This is a genomic window from Pantoea stewartii subsp. stewartii, assembly GCF_008801695.1.
GTDB lineage: Bacteria > Pseudomonadota > Gammaproteobacteria > Enterobacterales > Enterobacteriaceae > Pantoea > Pantoea stewartii.
In genome coordinates this window covers 1-18,867 of record NZ_VZPF01000088.1, presented here as the reverse complement: position 1 = coordinate 18,867, position 18,867 = coordinate 1, and the positions used below count along the sequence as shown (strand labels likewise).

17 protein-coding genes and 1 pseudogene are annotated in these 18,867 nt (G+C 54.6%); 9 read left to right on the top strand and 9 right to left on the bottom strand.

Translation table 11 applies throughout. From position 1 onward, the window contains the following. The first annotated feature begins 224 nt into the window (after positions 1-224). Both F7Q90_RS21080 and F7Q90_RS21075 read left to right on the top strand, forming a co-directional pair. On the top strand, positions 225-1,301 hold the full coding sequence (locus tag F7Q90_RS21080) for a FecCD family ABC transporter permease (RefSeq protein WP_006119941.1): 1,077 nt from the start codon (positions 225-227) through the stop codon (positions 1,299-1,301). Then, positions 1,301-2,089: an ABC transporter ATP-binding protein gene (locus F7Q90_RS21075; RefSeq protein ID WP_006119940.1), complete on the top strand. Its 789-nt coding sequence runs from the start codon at positions 1,301-1,303 to the stop codon at positions 2,087-2,089. Before F7Q90_RS21080 ends, F7Q90_RS21075 begins: the two co-directional genes overlap by 1 nt. A gap of 35 nt (positions 2,090-2,124) precedes the next feature. Here F7Q90_RS21075 and fghA read toward each other — a convergent pair whose 3' ends face one another. The 3 genes from fghA to ptrR all read right to left on the bottom strand — a co-directional run bounded on the left by fghA (position 2,125) and on the right by ptrR (position 5,096). Next, on the bottom strand, positions 2,125-2,970 hold the full coding sequence (fghA, locus tag F7Q90_RS21070; protein ID WP_006119939.1) for an S-formylglutathione hydrolase: 846 nt from the start codon (positions 2,968-2,970) through the stop codon (positions 2,125-2,127). An 11-nt stretch (positions 2,971-2,981) separates the two neighbouring features. Further along, positions 2,982-4,106, bottom strand: coding sequence for an S-(hydroxymethyl)glutathione dehydrogenase/class III alcohol dehydrogenase (locus tag F7Q90_RS21065; RefSeq protein ID WP_006119937.1), 1,125 nt, complete (start codon positions 4,104-4,106; stop codon positions 2,982-2,984). 78 nt (positions 4,107-4,184) lie between these two features. Next, positions 4,185-5,096 (bottom strand): putrescine utilization regulator PtrR, encoded by a 912-nt coding sequence (ptrR, locus tag F7Q90_RS21060; protein WP_006119936.1) that lies wholly within the window; start codon positions 5,094-5,096, stop codon positions 4,185-4,187. A 105-nt stretch (positions 5,097-5,201) separates the two neighbouring features. Between ptrR and F7Q90_RS21055 the strand changes: the two genes are divergently transcribed. The 7 genes from F7Q90_RS21055 to mglC all read left to right on the top strand — a co-directional run bounded on the left by F7Q90_RS21055 (position 5,202) and on the right by mglC (position 13,442). Next, positions 5,202-6,329 (top strand): YbfB/YjiJ family MFS transporter, encoded by a 1,128-nt coding sequence (locus tag F7Q90_RS21055; RefSeq protein ID WP_006119935.1) that lies wholly within the window; start codon positions 5,202-5,204, stop codon positions 6,327-6,329. Positions 6,330-6,454: 125 nt separating this feature from the next. Then, a complete protein-coding gene (folE, locus tag F7Q90_RS21050; RefSeq protein WP_006119934.1) occupies positions 6,455-7,120 on the top strand; it encodes a GTP cyclohydrolase I FolE in 666 nt (221 codons plus the stop codon). 49 nt (positions 7,121-7,169) lie between these two features. After that, positions 7,170-8,330 carry a DUF418 domain-containing protein YeiB gene (gene yeiB, locus F7Q90_RS21045; RefSeq protein ID WP_006119932.1) on the top strand — a complete coding sequence of 387 codons (1,161 nt, stop codon included), beginning with the start codon at positions 7,170-7,172 and terminating at the stop codon, positions 8,328-8,330. A 142-nt stretch (positions 8,331-8,472) separates the two neighbouring features. Next, positions 8,473-9,513 carry an HTH-type transcriptional regulator GalS gene (gene galS / locus F7Q90_RS21040; RefSeq protein ID WP_006119930.1) on the top strand — a complete coding sequence of 347 codons (1,041 nt, stop codon included), beginning with the start codon at positions 8,473-8,475 and terminating at the stop codon, positions 9,511-9,513. A gap of 312 nt (positions 9,514-9,825) precedes the next feature. Continuing rightward, positions 9,826-10,821: a galactose/glucose ABC transporter substrate-binding protein MglB gene (mglB, locus tag F7Q90_RS21035; RefSeq protein WP_006119929.1), complete on the top strand. Its 996-nt coding sequence runs from the start codon at positions 9,826-9,828 to the stop codon at positions 10,819-10,821. Between the two features lie 70 nt (positions 10,822-10,891). Continuing rightward, positions 10,892-12,412, top strand: coding sequence for a galactose/methyl galactoside ABC transporter ATP-binding protein MglA (mglA, locus tag F7Q90_RS21030; RefSeq protein WP_006119927.1), 1,521 nt, complete (start codon positions 10,892-10,894; stop codon positions 12,410-12,412). A gap of 19 nt (positions 12,413-12,431) precedes the next feature. Next, positions 12,432-13,442 (top strand): galactose/methyl galactoside ABC transporter permease MglC, encoded by a 1,011-nt coding sequence (gene mglC / locus F7Q90_RS21025; RefSeq protein ID WP_006119926.1) that lies wholly within the window; start codon positions 12,432-12,434, stop codon positions 13,440-13,442. A gap of 465 nt (positions 13,443-13,907) precedes the next feature. Here mglC and sanA read toward each other — a convergent pair whose 3' ends face one another. The 6 genes and pseudogenes from sanA to F7Q90_RS20995 all read right to left on the bottom strand — a co-directional run. Continuing rightward, positions 13,908-14,627 (bottom strand): outer membrane permeability protein SanA, encoded by a 720-nt coding sequence (gene sanA, locus F7Q90_RS21020; protein ID WP_151161061.1) that lies wholly within the window; start codon positions 14,625-14,627, stop codon positions 13,908-13,910. Positions 14,628-14,762: 135 nt separating this feature from the next. Beyond that, positions 14,763-16,460, bottom strand: a complete 1,698-nt coding sequence (locus F7Q90_RS21015; protein WP_006119924.1) for an NAD-dependent malic enzyme — start codon at positions 16,458-16,460, stop codon at positions 14,763-14,765. Positions 16,461-16,630: 170 nt separating this feature from the next. Continuing rightward, positions 16,631-17,515, bottom strand: coding sequence for a cytidine deaminase (cdd, locus tag F7Q90_RS21010; protein WP_006119922.1), 885 nt, complete (start codon positions 17,513-17,515; stop codon positions 16,631-16,633). Between the two features lie 118 nt (positions 17,516-17,633). Next, positions 17,634-18,326 carry a CidB/LrgB family autolysis modulator gene (locus F7Q90_RS21005; protein ID WP_006119921.1) on the bottom strand — a complete coding sequence of 231 codons (693 nt, stop codon included), beginning with the start codon at positions 18,324-18,326 and terminating at the stop codon, positions 17,634-17,636. Then, positions 18,319-18,738: a CidA/LrgA family protein gene (locus tag F7Q90_RS21000; protein ID WP_044242201.1), complete on the bottom strand. Its 420-nt coding sequence runs from the start codon at positions 18,736-18,738 to the stop codon at positions 18,319-18,321. The genes F7Q90_RS21005 and F7Q90_RS21000 overlap by 8 nt, the downstream gene beginning before the upstream one ends. Beyond that, positions 18,719-18,867 (bottom strand): annotated as a pseudogene (locus tag F7Q90_RS20995) (IS630 family transposase); the annotation flags it as partial. The pseudogene F7Q90_RS20995 and the gene F7Q90_RS21000, both read right to left, overlap by 20 nt.

Sequence of the window (18,867 nt, the reverse complement as noted above, 5' to 3'; positions counted from 1 at the left end):
GCGTGGTTCGACAGACAAGGTTTACCCCGACTCGTGTAACCTCAAACTTTCGAACCGCCCGGTGCGGGCCCGCATGCCGGGTGGTGTGGCAGGGGAGCAGGCTGAGATGCCTGCCTCCTATGCCGATTACGTCATCACTATTAACATTCCATGAATTGATAATTATTATCACCTGCACTATTGTGGCTGCGTTTTTAATTTTGGAGCCATTACTGGATTGAACCATGACAACGGAATCCTCGTTGATTGGTGCTGAAGCAGGCCATCAGCCCATACTGAAAAATTATCATCAGGTTTTGCGCCGTCGCCTGTTATGGATAGGGGCGTTGCTGGTGGCGATCCTTGCGTCACTGGTTCTGGACTTTACGCTCGGCCCGGCCGGACTTTCGCTATCGACGTTGTGGCACACGCTGCTCTCACCCGAGAGCGTTGATGCAGGCACGCGCGTCATTGTCTGGGATATCCGCCTGCCTTATGCGCTCATGGCCATCGTGGTCGGTCTTGCACTGGGCCTTGCTGGCGCAGAAATGCAAACCATCCTTAATAACCCGCTTGCCAGTCCGTTTACGCTGGGCGTTTCCTCGGCGGCGGCGTTCGGTGCCGCACTGGCCATTATTTTAGGCGTGGGGATTCCGGGGATCTCCGGTCAGTGGTTTATCTCAGCCAATGCGTTTATCTTTGCTCTGCTGGCCGCCTTAATGCTGGACGGCATTACGCGCTGGACGCAGGTCTCATCATCTGGCGTGGTGTTATTTGGTATTGCCCTGGTGTTTACCTTTAATGCGCTGGTGTCGATGATGCAGTTTATCGCCAGTGAAGATACGTTACAGGGGCTGGTGTTCTGGACCATGGGTAGCCTGGCGCGTGCGTCCTGGGAAAAACTGGGCGTACTGAGCGCGGCTTTTGTGCTGTTGGTGCCGTTTTCCCTGCTCAGTAGCTGGAAACTGACCGCACTGCGCTTGGGGGAAGACCGGGCCGTGAGTTTTGGTATCGACGTGCGCCGTCTGCGCCTGGCGACTTTGCTGCGTATTAGTGTGCTATCCGCCTTAGCGGTCGCCTTTGTCGGCCCAATTGGTTTTATTGGCCTGGTCGCACCGCACATCGCCCGTATGATGTTCGGCGAAGATCATCGCTTCTACCTACCGGCCAGTGCGCTGACCGGTGCCCTTGTGCTGTCGCTGGCTTCAGTGGCTTCCAAAAACCTGATTCCCGGAGCCATTATCCCGGTCGGGATTGTGACCTCGCTCATTGGGGTGCCGTTTTTCCTGAGTATCATTTTGCGTCACCGAGGGCATGTGTAATGGAACAGGGATTACGCCTGCGCGGCTTCACCACCGGTTATCCTAAACGTCAGGTCATTGATAACCTTCACGTCGAGCCGTTACCGCGTGGCGAAATCACGGTCCTGCTGGGACCGAACGGCTGCGGTAAATCCACCTTACTGCGTGCGCTGGCCGGGCTGAATAAAGGGCAGGGCGAACTGTGGTTAAACGGCGAAGATCTGATGACTCAGCCCTTTGCCCGCCGGGCCAGACAGGTTGTGTACCTGCCGCAATCGTTGCCCGCGGGGGTGCATCTGCATGTGCTGGAGTCCATTATCGTCGCGCAGCGTGCGTCATCGGGCCTGCACAGTCCCGCCAGTGAAGCCGATGTCATGAGACTGCTGGATCAACTGGGCATTGCCCATCTGGCGATGCGGTATCTGGATCAGCTCTCGGGTGGACAAAAGCAGCTTGTTGGCCTGGCCCAGTCGTTGATTCGCCGGCCTGCGCTGTTACTGCTGGATGAACCGCTGAGTGCGCTGGATTTAAACTACCAGTTCCACGTTATGGATTTAGTGCGGCGTGAGACGGCGCTGCGCAATATGGTGACGGTGGTCGTGGTCCACGATATCAATATCGCTTTACGTCACGCGCAGCATGCGCTGATGCTCAAAGCGGGACGGTTAATCGCAGAAGGCGCACCGGATAGCGTGATCACACCCACTACGCTGGCGCAGGTTTATGGCGTGCAGGGCCGCATTGAGCACTGTTCCCGCGGAATGCCGCAGGTCATGATTGACGGATTAGTCCGGGAAGGGCTGATGTAAAAAAACGGGGATGGCGCACGCCATCCCCGGTTGTGTTATCCCACCAACAAGTGCTGCGCATGAAAGCGCAGATGATCTTCCACGAAGCTGGCGATAAAGAAGTAACTGTGATCGTAGCCTGGCTGAATACGCAGAGTTAACGGGAAATCCATCTCCTGCGCCACTGCCTCTAATCGCTCCGGCTGAAGCTGATCCGCCAAAAACTGATCGCTGTCGCCCTGATCGATCAATAACGGCAGGCGATGCTGAACCTCGCGCATCAGCTGACAGCTGTCATATGCCCGCCAGGCCTGGCGATCCTCTCCCAGATAAGCGGTGAACGCCTTTTGTCCCCAGGGCACATCGGCGGGATTCACAATCGGCGCAAAGGCGGAGGCGGAGGCAAAGCGGTTTGCCAGGCGTAACGCCAGCATCAGCGCGCCGTGTCCGCCCATAGAGTGCCCCATGATCGACTGACGTTCACTGACCTTAAAGTTATCGGCAATCAGCGCAGGCAGCTCCTCACTAAGGTAGTCGAACATCCGATAGTGGCTCGCCCAGGGCTGCTGCGTCGCATTGAGATAAAAGCCCGCGCCCTGGCCCAGATCATAGCCCTCGTCATTGGCCACCGCCTCACCGCGCGGGCTGGTATCGGGCATGATCAGCACCAGCCCCAGTTCAGCGGCGACGCGCTGCGCACCCGCTTTGGTGGTAAAGTTTTCATCATTGCAGGTCAGGCCTGCCAGAAACCACACCACCGGTGGGGGCGAATCCCCGCGCGGACGGGGCAAATAGATGCTGAACGTCATGGGGCAGTTCAGCACCTGAGAGGGATGACGCCAGCGCTGCTGCCAGCCGCCAAAAATACGGTGTTCTTCCAGTAACTCAAGAGAAGATGTCATAGCGCCCCCGATTACTTATTGAAGTGAACGACGGAGCGGATCGACTTCCCTTCGTGCATCAAATCAAAGGCGTCATTTATCTCTGCCAGCGGCATGGTATGCGTAATGAAGTCGTTCAACGCAAATTTACCATCGAGGTAATCCTGCACAATCCCAGGCAGCTGCGAGCGACCTTTTACGCCACCAAACGCAGAGCCACGCCAGACGCGCCCTGTGACTAACTGGAACGGACGCGTAGAGATTTCCTGGCCTGCACCGGCGACGCCAATGATCACCGACTCGCCCCAGCCTTTATGGCAGCACTCCAGGGCAGAACGCATCACGTTGACGTTACCGATACATTCAAAGGAGAAATCCACGCCGCCGTCGGTGAGTTCAACAATCACGTCCTGGATAGGTTTATCGTAATCCTTAGGGTTGATCAGATCGGTCGCACCAAGCTTACGGGCCAGGTCGAATTTGCTGGTATTGATATCAATACCAATGATGCGGCCGGCCTTCGCCATTTTCGCGCCGATAATCGCTGACAAACCAATGCCGCCCAGACCAAAGATGGCAACGGTATCGCCTTCTTTAACTTTAGCGGTGTTCATCACTGCGCCCATACCGGTGGTTACGCCGCAGCCCAGCAGGCACACTTCTTCCAGTGGCGCTTCTTTACTGATTTTAGCCAGAGAGATTTCCGGGACGACGGTATATTCGGAGAAGGTTGACGTGCCCATATAGTGAAAAATGGGTTTACCGTCTTTAAAGAAACGCGTCGTGCCGTCAGGCATCAGGCCTTTACCTTGCGTAGTGCGGATGGCCTGGCACAGATTGGTTTTGCCTGACAGACAGAACTTACATTTACCACATTCCGGCGTGTAAAGCGGGATAACATGATCGCCCACTTCCACGCTGGTGACGCCTTCGCCGACCGCTTCAACGATACCGCCGCCTTCGTGACCCAGAATCGCCGGGAACACGCCTTCCGGATCGCTACCTGACAGCGTATAAGCATCCGTATGACAAACGCCAGTGGCAACGATACGGACCAGCACTTCCCCTTTTTGCGGCGGCATTAAATCCACTTCTTCAATTTTCAGTGGTTCGCCAGCGGCCCAGGCGACAGCGGCACGGGTTTTGATCATGTTCATGCAATCCCTCTTCCAGTCAGATTGTGACGCGTTATGGCGTCTGGATGGTCGTGATTCATTAAAAATAGCGCGGAAATCTTATTCCGCCGCCTGTAAAGGATGCATCAGCTCATCGTTGAGCGGACGATCGTGAAACTGTTCGATAATGAGGTACTTGAGTGCCTCAACATTGGGCGTGAAGGCGTCCCGTCGCCACATCAGCCAGGTCGCAGTATCACGATACTTCGCTGGCAGGCTGTGTACCTGAACCCGTGCGCGCTCTGGCATCTGTTTCAGGACCGACGCCGGAATCATCGCCACGCCTGCACCGCCTGCGACACAGGCCAGCATGGCATGATAAGACTGAATCTCCATGACGCTGTTTGGCGCGGCCTGGCTGTCGCGATACCAGGCTTCCAGTTTCACCCGGTAAGAGCAGCTGTTGCGGAACGCAAACAACGTATCTTCCTGAGTATCGCGTGCGCTCGTCACCGGGATGTGGTCAAGGTCAGTGATGAGCACCATCTCTTCACTGAACGCAATACAGCCATTCAGATCGTCGTGCTGAACCGGCCCGTCGACCAACGCCGCGGCCAGTGTTCCTTCGCGAACCCGATCGATAATTTCACCGGAGGTGCCGGTGATCAGCGATAAGGCGACCGCCGGAAAACGCTGATGATAGGCAGCCAGCAGGCCAGGCAGGCGCGTTGCCGCCGTACTTTCCATCGAGCCCAGCGCAAAATTCCCGCCAGGCTTACCGGTGCGCGCCATACTTAAGGCTTCATCGCTCAGGGCCAGAATGCGCTGCGCATAGTTAAGAAAGTTATGGCCCATCGGGGATAAGCGAATGCGCTGTTTTTCCCGAATGAACAGATCGGCACCCAGTTCCTCTTCCAACTGGCGCAGGCGCGTGGTGAGGTTAGAAGGCACCCGATGCAGTTGTTCCGCAGCACGGGCAAGAGAACCGCTCTCTGCCACGGAACAGAACATACGTAGCTGGACTAAATCCATGTGTTCTCTTCCTGTAAACAAGTTAGTTAAGATTATTCACTTTTCGTGATTCTAAGCATCGTTCATGCTGTACGCAAGTTTCAATTTAAAAAACTGAGGTGCCCAATGGCATTTCGCGTCGCGATAAGTGCGTTTTTGACTTTGTTTGTCGTCATGGGCATCGGCCGTTTTGCGTTTACGCCCCAGGTGCCTTTACTGATTCAGGCTGATCAGTTAACCCTGACCAGTGCCAGTGTGGTCGCAGCATTAAACTACCTGGGTTACCTGTGCGGCTCCTTTGACGCGATGCGCGCGCAGCAGCGTGTGGAGTGGCGGCTGCATCTGGGGGTTTGGGGCGCGGTGGTGTTAACCGCGTTGTCAGCCTGTGCCGGGGGCCCCTGGCTGCACGGGATCATTCGTTTTGTGATTGGCTGGGCCAGCGGCTGGGCCATGGTGCTGGTGGCCGCGTGGAGCAACGAGCAACTGCATCATCACGGTCGTCCTGGTCTGTCGGCGGCGGTCTTTGCCGGTCCCGGCGCTGGCATTTTCATCAGCGGCCTGCTGGCGGTCATCTTACACTGTTTACAGGTCTCTGTGACGCTGGCGTGGGGCATTTACGCTGCGCTGGCCGCCGTGCTGGTGGCGGCCATCTGCCGCAACCTGCCGCGTACGGGGGCGCTGCACCGGGCAGGGCAGGTACCAGCGCCGCTGACGCTGACGCCCAACCTGCGGCGGCTGGTCCTGAGCTACAGCCTGGCGGGGTTTGGCTATATTTTGCCTGCCACCTTTTTGTCGCAAATGGCGGCAGCCCGTTTTCCGGGCAGTGCGCTGGCGCAGCTGGTCTGGCCGGTATTTGGCGGGGCGGCGATGCTGGGCATCGTCATCGGTATTGTGACGCGTCGAATGGGGCAGGCGCATGTCCGCCTGGCCATCACGCTCTGGGCCCAGGCGCTGGGCGTGCTGGCGGCCGCCTTGTTGCCGGGGTTCGGTGGTTTGTTACTTGGTGCGCTGCTGGTGGGCGGGGGCTTTTTGAGTGTCGTGCAGTTGTCGCTGCTTTGCGCGCGTGAACTGGCTCCGCAGCATACGCGCTATATGGCGGGCTTACTGACCACCGGCTATGCGATTGGGCAACTGGCTGGCCCCTTACTTTCCTCACTTTCAACCCTGTTTCTGCACCACCTTGAGCCTGCGTTATGGGTAGCAGGCGCCAGTCTGGTCTGGGCGGGCCTGTTAGTGTGGCGGCGGGTCGCGTGAAAAGCTTTCATCTCCAATCAGATTGATTGCTGGATTCCCTGCACAGAAAGTCTCACAATACGCGCTCAGTAATATGACCCGCAGGTAACAGACTGCGGGCGCAACACCTGCCGGAGAAGAGTAAGATGAGTACCTTAAGTCAAGAAGCTGCACTGGTTCACGAAGCGCTGCTGGCGCGTGGGCTGGAAACGCCGCTGCGTGCACCTACGCGTGAAATGGACGATGAAACGCGCAAAAGCCTGATTGCAGGCCATATGACGGAAATCATGCAGCTGCTGAATCTGGATCTTGAAGATGACAGCCTGATGGAAACCCCGCACCGCATTGCCAAAATGTATGTCGATGAGGTCTTTTCCGGTCTCGATTACGCCAATTTCCCCAAAATCACCCTTATCGAAAACAAGATGAAGGTGGACGAGATGGTCACGGTACGCGACATTACGCTGACCAGCACCTGTGAACATCACTTTGTGATTATCGATGGCAAAGCCACCGTCGCCTATATTCCCAAAGACAAAGTGATTGGTTTGTCCAAAATTAACCGCATCGTGCAGTTTTTTGCCCAGCGACCTCAGGTGCAGGAGCGTCTGACTCAGCAGGTGCTGCTGGCGCTGCAAACATTGTTAGGCACCAATAACGTTGCTGTTTCCATTGATGCCGTCCACTACTGTGTAAAAGCACGCGGTGTGAAAGATGCCACCAGTGCCACCACGACCACTTCCTTGGGCGGTCTGTTTAAATCCAGCCAGAATACCCGTCAGGAATTTCTGCGCGCGGTGCGCCACAGTTAATATCGACAGGTGGGCGCAGATGCGCCTGCCGGGTCCGTCAGGAGCCGCTATGCAACGCTACCTTGCGCTGGATTTTATTCGCGGCTGTGCCATTCTCGGCATCCTGTTGCTGAATATTATTGGTTTTGGCTTACCTTCTGCGGCCTATCTCAATCCTGCCTGGCAGGGCAGCGTCACCTTGTCTGATGCCTGGACATGGGCGCTGTCCGATATCTTCGCGCAGCTTAAATTTCTGACGCTCTTTGCGCTGCTGTTTGGCGCGGGGTTGCAACTGCAGCTGCCGCGCGGAAGTCGCTGGCTGTCCGCCCGTCTGTCATTACTGGTGCTGCTGGGGTTTCTTCACAGCATTTTTATCTGGGAAGGCGATATCCTGCTGGATTACGGCATTATCGGCCTGATCGTCTGGCGGATGCTGCGCGATGCGCCGTCCACGCGTGGGCTAATCAATACCGGGATTTTACTTTATCTGGTGGGCTGTGCGCTGTTGCTGATCTTTGCCCTGATTAGCAGCGCCGAGCCGTCACGCTCGTGGTTGCCCGGCGCCGCAGACATTCAGTATGAACAGTTCTGGAAGGTCAACGGCGGGCTGGCGGCGGTACGCATCCGCCTGGATAACCTCTCCTCCAGTTTAATGGCGCTGGTGGCGCAGTATGGCTGGCAACTGGCCGGACTGATGCTGCTGGGCGCCGCCTTGTTACGTAGCGGCTGGCTGAAAGGAACGTTTCCCGTTTCCCATTACCGGCGCGTTGCGCGGATGTTACTGCCGATTGGGCTGGGGATAGCGACGGCAGGTGTGGCCGCGCAATGGTTTGTGGACTGGGATGCACGCTGGAGTGCGTTCTATTTACAACTGCCGCGTGATTTTGCCAGCCCGTTAATCAGTATCGGCTATGCCGCACTCTGCTTTGGATTTTGGCCAGCCATTCAGCGCTGGCGGATGAGTTATGCTATCCAGTGCGTGGGCCGTATGGCGCTCAGTAACTATCTGCTGCAGTCCCTGATCGGCACTACGCTGTTCTACCGCTTCGGGCTTTTTATGCACTTTATGCGCGGGCAGCTGGTCATGATGGTGCCAGGCATATGGTGTATTAACCTGCTGTTTTCCGTGCTGTGGCTACGCTATTTCCCGCAGGGGCCGGTGGAATGGATCTGGCGTCGTCTGACACGCTTTCTTGCCACGCCGCACCCCACGTCATCCTCAGAAAGATAATGACGGTCATCACAAAGGTTGCAGAATTGTATGTAACCGTTTTCATTGATGTGACGCAATTCACGCTGTCCCGTGCACTTCCCTGACAGAATAGCGCCGGTGCCATAACCGGCGTAATGCCTTTTCTCTCTGGAAGTGCTGCATGATAACCATTCGAGATGTTGCGCGTCAGGCGGGCGTGTCCGTAGCGACTGTCTCGCGCGTACTAAATAACAGCAGCGCGGTCACCGCTGAAACACGTGACGTCGTGTTACAGGCGGTTGACGCTCTGGGCTATCGCCCAAATGCCAATGCTCAGGCGCTGGCAACCCAGGTGAGCGATACGATCGGCGTCGTCGTCATGGATGTCTCCGATCCCTTTTTTGGCGCGCTGGTCAAAGCGGTGGATACCGTGGCACAGCGCGTCCAGAAACATGTACTGATCAGCAACTCCTGGCATCAGGAAGAAAAAGAGCGTCACGCTATCGAAGTGTTGATACGGCAACGGTGCAATGCGCTGGTGGTCCATGCGAAAACGCTTTCAGACGCAGAGCTGGCGGGCTTTATGAGTCAGGTGCCAGGTATGGTGGTTATCAACCGCAGCATACCGGGTTATGAGGCCCGTTGCGTCAGTCTGGATAATGTGACCGGGGCCTTAATGGCCTCACGCATGCTGCTACAACAGGGGCATTCCCGCATCGGCTATCTCTGTTCCAGTCATCCCATTGAAGATGTGGATCAACGGCGTGAAGGCTGGTTACAGGCGATGGCAGAGCAGGGAATCCGCCCACAGGAAAGCTGGATAGCCAGCGCAGAGCCGCATATGCAAGGGGGCGAAGCCGCAATGGTGGAACTGCTGGGACGCAATCTGAATCTCAGCGCCATTTTCGCCTATAACGATGGTATGGCGGCCGGTGCCCTTACCGCTCTGAAAGACAATGGCATTCAGGTGCCGCACCATTTTTCTGTCGTCGGCTTCGATGATATTCCGGTTTCGCGGTACACCGATCCTCAACTTACCACAGTCCGTTATCCTATTGTTTCTATGGCAAAACTTGCCACTGAACTGGCCCTGCAGGGCGCGGCAGGCTGTCTTGACACTACGGCGAAACATATCTTTATGCCCACCCTCGTTCGCCGCCATTCCGTCGCGCAAAAGCAAAGTGTGGAGTCCGTCACTAATTCAGGCGATTCCGCGATGTAACCGTTTTCAATCTGTGATTGTATTCACAGTTAATTAACATTGCTATCACTATGATGGCAACGTCTTACAGTACTGAAACATTATGTAACGCCACTCTCCCGTTGAGGGCACCGACAGCATCGTTGGTTCAGGCTTATAACACACGCTTTACGGACGCATTGACCTACATGGAAGTCGAGTTTGGCACGGCACAGCAGTGGCTCAGTCTGATTTAGAGCGCATCTTGCCTCGCCGGATAATTCTTACCCGATGTTCTTCCGCGGCTTGACGCAGCAGAACATAAAAAGACCCTACAGAAAAACCGGAGATACCATGAATAAGAAGGTTTTCACGCTCACAGCACTGGTTGCCAGCATGATGTTTGGTGCAGTAGCCCACGCCGCTGACACCCGTATCGGCGTGACTATTTATAAGTACGACGACAACTTTATGTCGATGGTACGTAAAGACATCGAGAAAGAAGCCAAAACGTTGGGCGGCATCCAACTGCTGATGAATGACTCGCAGAACGATCAGTCAAAACAAAACGATCAAATTGACGTGCTGATGGCAAAAGGCGTGAAAGCGTTAGCCATCAACCTGGTCGACCCGGCTGCAGCGGCCGTCGTGGTACAGAAAGCCCGTGCGAACAATATCCCGGTTGTGTTCTTCAACAAAGAACCTAACGCCAAAGTGCTGGCCAGCTACGATAAAGCCTACTATGTTGGTACCGATTCGAAAGAGTCTGGCGTGATTCAGGGCAAACTGATTGAGAAGCACTGGAAAGCGACCCCGGCCTGGGATCTGAACAAAGACGGTGTGATCCAGTATGTGCTGCTGAAAGGCGAACCAGGCCATCCTGATGCTGAAGCGCGTACTAAATATGTTATCGATACGCTGAACAAAGATGGCGTGAAAACCCAGCAGTTAGCGATGGATACGGCGATGTGGGATACCGCACAGGCTAAAGACAAAATGGACGCCTGGCTGTCAGGCCCTAACGCCAAGAAAATCGAAGTGGTAATCGCGAACAACGATGCGATGGCGATGGGGGCTGTTGAAGCGCTGAAGGCACACAACATGTCTTCTATCCCGGTATTTGGTGTGGATGCCTTACCTGAGGCGCTGGCGCTGGTTAAATCTGGCGCGATGGCCGGTACGGTGCTGAACGATGCGGAAAACCAGGCGAAAGCCACCATCGATATGGCGAAGAACCTTGCCGATGGTAAACCGGCCACCGAAGGCACCAACTTCAAGATGGTCGATAAGATCGTACGCGTACCCTATGTACCGGTTGATCAGGAAAACCTGTCTCAGTTCCAGAAATAATTATGTGCAAACGGGCGCGGCGGCTGCTGCGCCTTTTTTATGTCATCACCGTTTTTTAGCCAGGTAAATTATGGCCAGTGATAATACGACCGCGCAGCGCGAATATCTGCTGGAAATGACCAACGTCAGTAAATCATTTCCCGGCGTTAAAGCTCTCGACAACGTAAATTTAAAAGTGCGGCCTCACTCCGTTCATGCACTGATGGGTGAAAACGGCGCTGGTAAATCAACGTTGTTAAAATGTTTATTTGGTATCTACAAAAAAGATACCGGAAGTATTCTTTTTCAAGGGCAGGAAATAGATTTTAAAAGCTCCAAAGAGGCGCTGGAAAATGGCGTGTCAATGGTGCACCAGGAATTAAACTTGGTATTACAGCGTACCGTGATGGACAACATGTGGCTTGGGCGTTATCCACGCAAAGGCTTCTTTGTCGATCAGGAAAAAATGTACCGTGATACCAAAGCGATTTTTGACGAGCTGGATATTAACATCGATCCCCGTGACAAAGTCGCGCATCTCTCCGTCTCGCAAATGCAGATGATTGAGATTGCCAAAGCGTTTTCTTATGACGCCAAAATCGTGATCATGGATGAACCGACATCCTCGTTGACGGAAAAAGAAGTGAATCATCTGTTCACGATTATCCGTAAGCTGAAAGATCGCGGCTGCGGCATTGTTTATATTTCACATAAAATGGAAGAGATCTTCCAGTTGTGTGATGAAATTACGGTTCTGCGTGACGGTCAGTGGATTGCAACCCAGCCGCTCGAAGGGCTGGACATGGATAAGATCATCGCCATGATGGTGGGGCGTTCATTAAGCCAGCGTTTCCCGGATCGCGTTAATGTGCCGGGCGAAACCATTCTTGAGGTGCGCAATTTAACCTCTCTGCGTCAGCCTTCTATTCGTGATATTTCGTTTGATTTGCGTAAAGGGGAGATACTCGGTATTGCCGGGTTGGTCGGTGCAAAACGTACGGATATCGTCGAAACGCTGTTTGGCATTCGCGAAAAATCGGGCGGCACAATTAAACTGCACGGTAAAACGATTAATAATCACACGGCGAACGAAGCCATCAATCATGGCTTTGCTCTTGTGACGGAAGAACGTCGCTCTACCGGTATTTATGCGTTTCTGGATATTGGTTTTAATTCTCTCATCTCCAATATCAAAAAATATAAGAACAACATTGGTCTGCTGGATAATAAGCGTATGAAGAGTGATACCCAATGGGTTATCGACTCCATGCGGGTAAAAACGCCAGGCCACCACACCCAAATTGGTTCGCTTTCAGGTGGTAACCAACAGAAGGTGATTATTGGACGCTGGTTGCTGACGCAGCCCGAAATATTGATGCTTGATGAACCCACTCGCGGTATTGATGTGGGGGCCAAATTCGAGATTTACCAGCTGATGGCTGAGCTGGCAAAAAAAGAAAAGGGCATCATTATTATCTCTTCCGAAATGCCAGAGCTGTTAGGCATCACCGATCGTATTCTGGTCATGAGTAACGGTCTGGTCGCTGGCATTGTTGATACAAAAACGACTACGCAGAACGAAATATTGCGTTTAGCGTCATTACACCTTTAATGAAGTAAGGGCTGTTAACATGAAAGCGACTACAAAAAAGAATGCGCTAACCTGGCTGAAAGAGGGTGGCATTTATGTCGTGCTACTGGTACTGCTGGCGATTATTATTTTTCAGGATCCGACGTTCTTAAGTTTAATGAATCTGAGTAACATTCTGACCCAATCCTCGGTGCGTATTATCATCGCGCTGGGCGTTGCGGGACTGATTGTGACTCAGGGGACAGACCTGTCAGCCGGTCGTCAGGTTGGCCTCGCCGCCATCGTGGCCGCTTCGCTGCTGCAGGCTATGGATAACCCAAACAAAGTGTTCCCACATCTGGAAACCGTACCGATTCCTGTGGTGATCCTGATTGTTTGTGCGATTGGTGCCGTTATTGGCCTGGTGAACGGCGTAATTATTGCTTACCTGAAAGTGACGCCGTTTATCACTACGTTGGGTACCATGATTATCGTTTACGGTATCAACTCGCTGTATTACGACTTCGTAGGCGCATCACCGATTGCAGGCTTCTATGACGGCTTCTCAACCTTTACGCAAGGCTTCCTGCGTTTCGGGGATTTTAAGCTGTCCTACATCACCTTCTATGCGGTGATTGCGATCGTGTTCGTCTGGATTCTGTGGAACAAAACGCGTTTCGGTAAAAACATTTTTGCCATCGGCGGTAACCCGGAAGCGGCAAAAGTCTCCGGCGTAAACGTTAACCTGAACCTGATTCTGATTTATGCCCTTTCAGGCGTGTTCTATGCTTTCGGCGGCATGCTGGAAGCGGGCCGTATCGGCTCGGCAACGAACAACCTTGGCTTTATGTACGAGCTGGATGCTATCGCGGCCTGCGTCGTCGGTGGTGTGTCTTTTGCCGGTGGTGTGGGGACGGTGGCCGGTGTCGTGACCGGTGTGTTGATCTTCACCGTCATCAACTACGGCTTGACCTATATCGGCATTAACCCTTACTGGCAGTACATCATCAAGGGCGGCATCATTATTTTTGCTGTGGCGCTCGACTCGCTGAAGTACGCACGTAAAAAATAACGGCAGAAGTCATCATGTAAGCTAAGCGGCCTGCGGGCCGCTTTTTTTATGGCACGGAAGCCGCCAGCGTGCGCCCGGAAGCAGGAAAGAACGCGGATTCACGGCGAGCCAGCAGGGTGCCCGCTATGAGAAAGCGCGTTCGAATTGACTTTAATCAGGAACGGAAAGCTGTCCTGTGGACGCAAAATCCTGAGTCAGCAGGTCAGCAGGTCAGCAGGTCAGCAGGTCAGCAGGTCAGCAGGTCAGCAGGTCAGCAGGTCAGTAAGGTAAAAAAACAGCAAATCCGCCGCGCTGGGCTGACCGCCATCCTTGGTGAGGATGCGTGATAAGCCCTGTCGCCATCGCAAAGTCCCGCGCTAAGCCTTGTTTCGCCATAGCAAGGATGCTACGCGTCGGCGTTATCATCCGTTCTCACAGTCTATCTTCACGCCAGGCTGAGCGGGCTGTCAGCCAGACAAAGGCGGCTTACTGATGGCGCTTTTGTTCCAGTTCCAGCAGTTGCTCAGGGGTGACAGCAGGATAGCTTTGCGCATCCTCCGGCACATCATGTACGGCGGGAATGGGCACCAGAGGCCCGAGGAAGCGCGGTTCACGCTTGAGGAGGTACAAATCTACCAGCGCGCCAAGACGTGCACCGACCTCACGCATGCGCACCGTCAGCATATTTTTCGGCGAGGGCACAGCGTAGCACTGAGCCTGAATGCCAAGGTGCAGGGCGATAAACAGTGCCCGCTCACAGTGGAAGCGCTGGGTGATGATAATAAAATCGTTGGTATCGAATACCTTGCGCGTGCGGACAATGGAATCTAGCGGCCGAAAGCCCGCGTAATCCAGTACGATATCCGCCGGGTCGACGCCACCTTTGATTAAATCGCGCCGCATGGTCATGGGTTCGTTATAGCTCTGCTGCGCATTGTCTCCGCTCAGCAGTAAATAGTTAATCTTGCCGCTGTTATAGGCGTTAAGCGCGCCCTGCATCCGGTAGAGGTAGTACTGATTAATCACCCCGGTGCGGTAATATTTTGCCGTGCCCAGCACAACACCAACCTGACGATGGGGCAGTGAGGCCAGATTGTCGTAAATATAGGGGGCGGTTTTCCAGCTTATCCAGCGATCCAGGCCAAGCGCCGTCGCCACCATCGTTAAGATGATGAAAAGCAGAGCAATGAAAACGCGTTTCAACATGCGCCTGAGCACTCGAGATGAGAGGTTTTGGTGGGACAAGGCTACTTGAGCAGCCCTCGCGAAGCAAGTTTACCCCGTCTGGCTGGTGCTATTTTAAGCAGCGCTGGATTGGAGGATGATCCAGCGCAGACCTTTTTAGATCGAGGTACGGCGGTAATGACGGTATTGCGGCAGCCAGAAGTTATTCGAAATAGACTGTGACAGCACGTCTTCCGAGGTCACCACGGCAACGCCCGCCAGTTGCGCGGCTTTGCCTACTTCCATTGCTATCACTTTCGACACGCCCTGAATATCTTTGATTTCAGGCAGTACCGGCCCTTCACCATCGTTGACCAGCGGCGAGCAGTCTGCCAGTGCGCGGCTGGCTGTCATCAGCATGGTATCGGTTACGCGTGATGCGCCCGAGGCAATCACCCCTAAACCGATGCCCGGGAAGATATAGGAGTTGTTACACTGCGCGATCGGATAGGTTTTACCGTTCCATGAAACCGGTGAGAACGGGCTCCCGGTCGCGACCAGTGCAGCACCATCGGTCCAGGCGATAATATCCGCTGGCGTGGCTTCAACGCGCGAGGTGGGGTTAGAGAGCGGCATCACAATAGGACGTTTGCAGTGCTTGTGCATCTCGCGGATGATCTCTTCGGTGAACAGTCCGGGCTGCCCTGAAACCCCAATCAGAATATCGGGTTTGGCATTGCGCACTACGTCCAGCAGCGAAATCGCATCACTGGCCGTATCCCAGTCTTTGAGATTGTCGCTTTTCTGCACCAGCTTGCTCTGGAAATCGAGCAGGTTAGGCAACTTATCAGTGAGCAGGCCAAAGCGGTCGACCATCATTACGCGGCTACGCGCCTCTTCATCGCTCAGACCTTCCGACTTCATCTGCGCAATGATTTGCTCTGCGATACCGCAGCCGGCTGAACCTGCCCCCAGGAACACCACTTTTTGTTCGCACAAACGGCTTCCGGCAGCACGACTGGCGGCAATCAGAGTGCCCACGGTGACAGCAGCGGTGCCCTGAATATCATCGTTGAAGCAGCACACTTCATCGCGATAGCGCTCCAGCAGCGGCATTGCGTTTTTCTGCGCAAAGTCTTCAAACTGCAGCAGCACTTTCGGCCAGCGGCGTTTCACGGCCTGGATAAATTCATTAACGAATTCATCGTACTCTTCGCCGGTGATACGTGGGTGACGCCAGCCCATATAAAGCGGATCGTTCAGCAGTTGCTGGTTATTGGTACCGACATCCAGCACCACCGGTAAGGTGTAAGCCGGACTGATGCCGCCGCACGCGGTATACAGCGACAGTTTACCAATCGGAATACCCATGCCGCCGATGCCCTGGTCACCCAGGCCCAGAATACGCTCACCGTCGGTCACCACGATGACTTTAACGTTCTGTTTGGTGGCGTTTTGCAGCATGTCTTCGATGTGTTCACGGTTGGGATATGAGATGAACACACCGCGGGCGCGGCGATAAATTTCAGAGAAGTGTTCGCAGGCTGCGCCGACGGTTGGCGTATAAATAATTGGCATCATCTCTTCAAGATGATTGTCCAGCAGACGGTAGAACAGGGTTTCGTTGGTGTCCTGAATATTGCGCAGGTAGACGTGCTTGTCGTTATTATTTTTGAAGTCCTGAAACTGACGCCATGCGCGTTTCGCCTGCTCTTCAATGGTTTCGACCGCTTCGGGCAGTAAGCCGTTGAGATTGAATTCGTTACGCTCTTCGATGCTGAAGGCGCTGCCCTTATTCAGCAGGGGAAATTCCAGCAGAATAGGGCCAGCGTAGGGAATATAGAGCGGGCGTTTACTTTCGTATTCGAGTTCCATGCAGTAATGCTCCGGTTGCGAGTGTTCCTGGCGCAATAAGAGGGTAGAGGACGCCAGTTTATTTTGATAAAGAAGGCCTGGCGTCAGATCCTATGAAATTTCTCGCGGATGTACAGCTTTTGTAAATAAAAGATTTAGAAACTGTTTAAAACCGTGCCCCGCATTACGCTTTACGCCAGCTCGATAACGCTGAGGTTGTCGCAACCCAGCGCGCGCAGTGTTGCCTGCGTCGCTGAATACTGATCTAACGCAGGCTGTCGGGGCTGGGCCAGCGCCGCTGCCTGAATCGCCTCGCAGGATTCGCCGGCCATGTTCAGCAAAATCAGTGCGGCCTGAAGCGGAGGCAGGCTGGGATTGAAGGCCGCATTTTCCGCATAGCGACCGCTAAAAATACGGCCTGAGGCGGTTTGCACTGCAACGCCACTGAACGCGCGGCTGTAAGGGGCATGACTCTGGTTGGCCGCGTCAATGGCCGCCTGCGACAGCGCATCGCCCGTGACAACAAAGCCATGATCCACCTTATCCATCAGCCGTTCGGTGATGTGCAGGTCGCCAGGACCGAAAGCGTCAGGCAGATAGTGCGCTAACGTCTGCACCGGGCGCTGGGGCAGGCTGATACGAATCGCCGTGCCGCTGTTAAGCTCATTCATGAACTGGCGGCAATGCCCGCACGGCGTGTAGTTGACGGTGATGGTCTCCAGGCGCGCTTCGCCGCGCAGCCAGGCGTGCGTAACGGCGCTTTGTTCTGCATGCACGGTTTGCTGCATGGTGGCACCGGCAAACTCCATATTGGCACCGAAATACCAGTTACCGCTTATTCCACGTGCAATGGCACCGACGTTGAAACGGGACAGCGAGGCGACCGCGCAGGCCGCCGCGACCGGAAGCAGCGCCAGGGCGAGGGCGTCCGCATCCAGTTGGGTTTGCTGTTGCAGGAGGGTGACCTGATCGGCCCGCAGCATCGCGTCAAATCCCGGCTCACTCAGCACCGGACGAAGCGCGGTTTGCAGGGGAGCCGGCAGTAATTCAAAGGCAGAGTGGAAACGTGGATGCATGGAAGCCTCATTCAATCTTCAGGCAATGTGCCAGACATCGGTTTATATGTGATCTCTGTCGCCCTGACAATGCAACGTGTCTTAGAGTTTTCAACTTTGCGAGATCTCTCCCAAAGTTTTAGCCAAACCAGTGCAGTAGCAGCGGAAAAACAAAGGGTGCCAGTAACGACGTTACGATGCCGCAGATCACCAGTGCCAGCGAACTAAATGCCCCTTCCTGGAAGTCCAGTTCCGCCGCCCGGGCGGTTCCCAGAGCATGGGACGCATTACCAATCGCCAGACCGCGTGCTGCTTTACTTTTCACGCCCAACAGATTCAGCACCATATGGCCAAATACCGCACCGAGCACACCGGCTATCAGCACACAAATCGCACTGATAGCGGGAATGCCGTGCAGAGAGCCGGATACTGCCATCGCGATCGGTGTGGTGACGGATTTAGGTAAAATCGTGGCGGCGATTTCCGGCGTTGCCCCCATCCACAGGGCGATCGCCGTGCCGGAGGTCATTGCCGTCAGGCTGCCGATCAGGCATACGCCGATAATGGATTTCCAGCGGGCGCGAATCTGATGCATCTGCTCATACAGCGGCAGCGCCAGTGCGACCACGGCGGGCTGTAGCAGGGCATTAAGCACTTGGCTTCCGGCAAAGTAACGTGTATAGGGCAGTTGCAGTAACAGCAGGATGGGAATGATGATCGCCATCGAAACCAGCAAGGGGTTCAGCAGGGCAATCTTCAGCGCGGCAGCCAGTCTGCGCGCCAGGAAAAATGCGCCCAGCGTCAGGGGCAATGACCACCAGATATCACTCATCCTTCACCTCTTTCGTCGGCACGCGCGAATGCAGCTTGTGGGCGCTTAACCCCACGATGCCCAGGACAGCGAAGGTACTGACAAGACACGAGACCACGATAGGGCCAAACTGCGCGGTCAGCAGATCGGTGTAATTCATGACGCCCACACTGATGGGAACGAACAGCAGCGCCATATAGCGAATGATAAGATGACAACCGGGCTTAACCCAGTGGACCGGCACGATTTGAGACGCGAGCAGGGTAAACAAAATCAGCATGCCAATAATGCTGCCGGGCAGCGTAATGGGCAGCAACCTTGCTACGCCGTTTCCGGCATATAAACAGAGATAGAGAAGGGTAAAAGCGCGCAGATAACGCCAACTTATCGCTAAATAACTGATCCTAATACCGCTACACTTTAGCCAGCCCATGTTTTCCCCCGGGGAATGGGCTGACGGTATTCATAAAGTGATGGACCTTTTTCAACAGTTGCCACATTGAACTGCACTGGTGATTTCGGGTTATTGTCTCATGAAGCGCCTGCCACAACCGTTCGACAT

What these genes read in the sequence shown, in the direction of transcription:
- galS (WP_006119930.1), top strand. Translation starts at nt 8,473, where the DNA reads ATGATAACCATTCGAGATGTTGCGCGTCAGGCGGGCGTGTCCGTAGCG.
- mglA (WP_006119927.1), top strand. Translation starts at nt 10,892, where the DNA reads ATGGCCAGTGATAATACGACCGCGCAGCGCGAATATCTGCTGGAAATG.
- sanA (WP_151161061.1), bottom strand. Translation starts at nt 14,627, where the DNA reads ATGTTGAAACGCGTTTTCATTGCTCTGCTTTTCATCATCTTAACGATG.
- mglB (WP_006119929.1), top strand. Translation starts at nt 9,826, where the DNA reads ATGAATAAGAAGGTTTTCACGCTCACAGCACTGGTTGCCAGCATGATG.
- fghA (WP_006119939.1), bottom strand. Translation starts at nt 2,970, where the DNA reads ATGACATCTTCTCTTGAGTTACTGGAAGAACACCGTATTTTTGGCGGC.
- F7Q90_RS21015 (WP_006119924.1), bottom strand. Translation starts at nt 16,460, where the DNA reads ATGGAACTCGAATACGAAAGTAAACGCCCGCTCTATATTCCCTACGCT.
- mglC (WP_006119926.1), top strand. Translation starts at nt 12,432, where the DNA reads ATGAAAGCGACTACAAAAAAGAATGCGCTAACCTGGCTGAAAGAGGGT.
- F7Q90_RS21000 (WP_044242201.1), bottom strand. Translation starts at nt 18,738, where the DNA reads ATGGGCTGGCTAAAGTGTAGCGGTATTAGGATCAGTTATTTAGCGATA.
- yeiB (WP_006119932.1), top strand. Translation starts at nt 7,170, where the DNA reads ATGCAACGCTACCTTGCGCTGGATTTTATTCGCGGCTGTGCCATTCTC.
- folE (WP_006119934.1), top strand. Translation starts at nt 6,455, where the DNA reads ATGAGTACCTTAAGTCAAGAAGCTGCACTGGTTCACGAAGCGCTGCTG.
- F7Q90_RS21055 (WP_006119935.1), top strand. Translation starts at nt 5,202, where the DNA reads ATGGCATTTCGCGTCGCGATAAGTGCGTTTTTGACTTTGTTTGTCGTC.
- F7Q90_RS21075 (WP_006119940.1), top strand. Translation starts at nt 1,301, where the DNA reads ATGGAACAGGGATTACGCCTGCGCGGCTTCACCACCGGTTATCCTAAA.
- cdd (WP_006119922.1), bottom strand. Translation starts at nt 17,515, where the DNA reads ATGCATCCACGTTTCCACTCTGCCTTTGAATTACTGCCGGCTCCCCTG.
- F7Q90_RS21065 (WP_006119937.1), bottom strand. Translation starts at nt 4,106, where the DNA reads ATGAACATGATCAAAACCCGTGCCGCTGTCGCCTGGGCCGCTGGCGAA.
- F7Q90_RS21080 (WP_006119941.1), top strand. Translation starts at nt 225, where the DNA reads ATGACAACGGAATCCTCGTTGATTGGTGCTGAAGCAGGCCATCAGCCC.
- F7Q90_RS21005 (WP_006119921.1), bottom strand. Translation starts at nt 18,326, where the DNA reads ATGAGTGATATCTGGTGGTCATTGCCCCTGACGCTGGGCGCATTTTTC.
- ptrR (WP_006119936.1), bottom strand. Translation starts at nt 5,096, where the DNA reads ATGGATTTAGTCCAGCTACGTATGTTCTGTTCCGTGGCAGAGAGCGGT.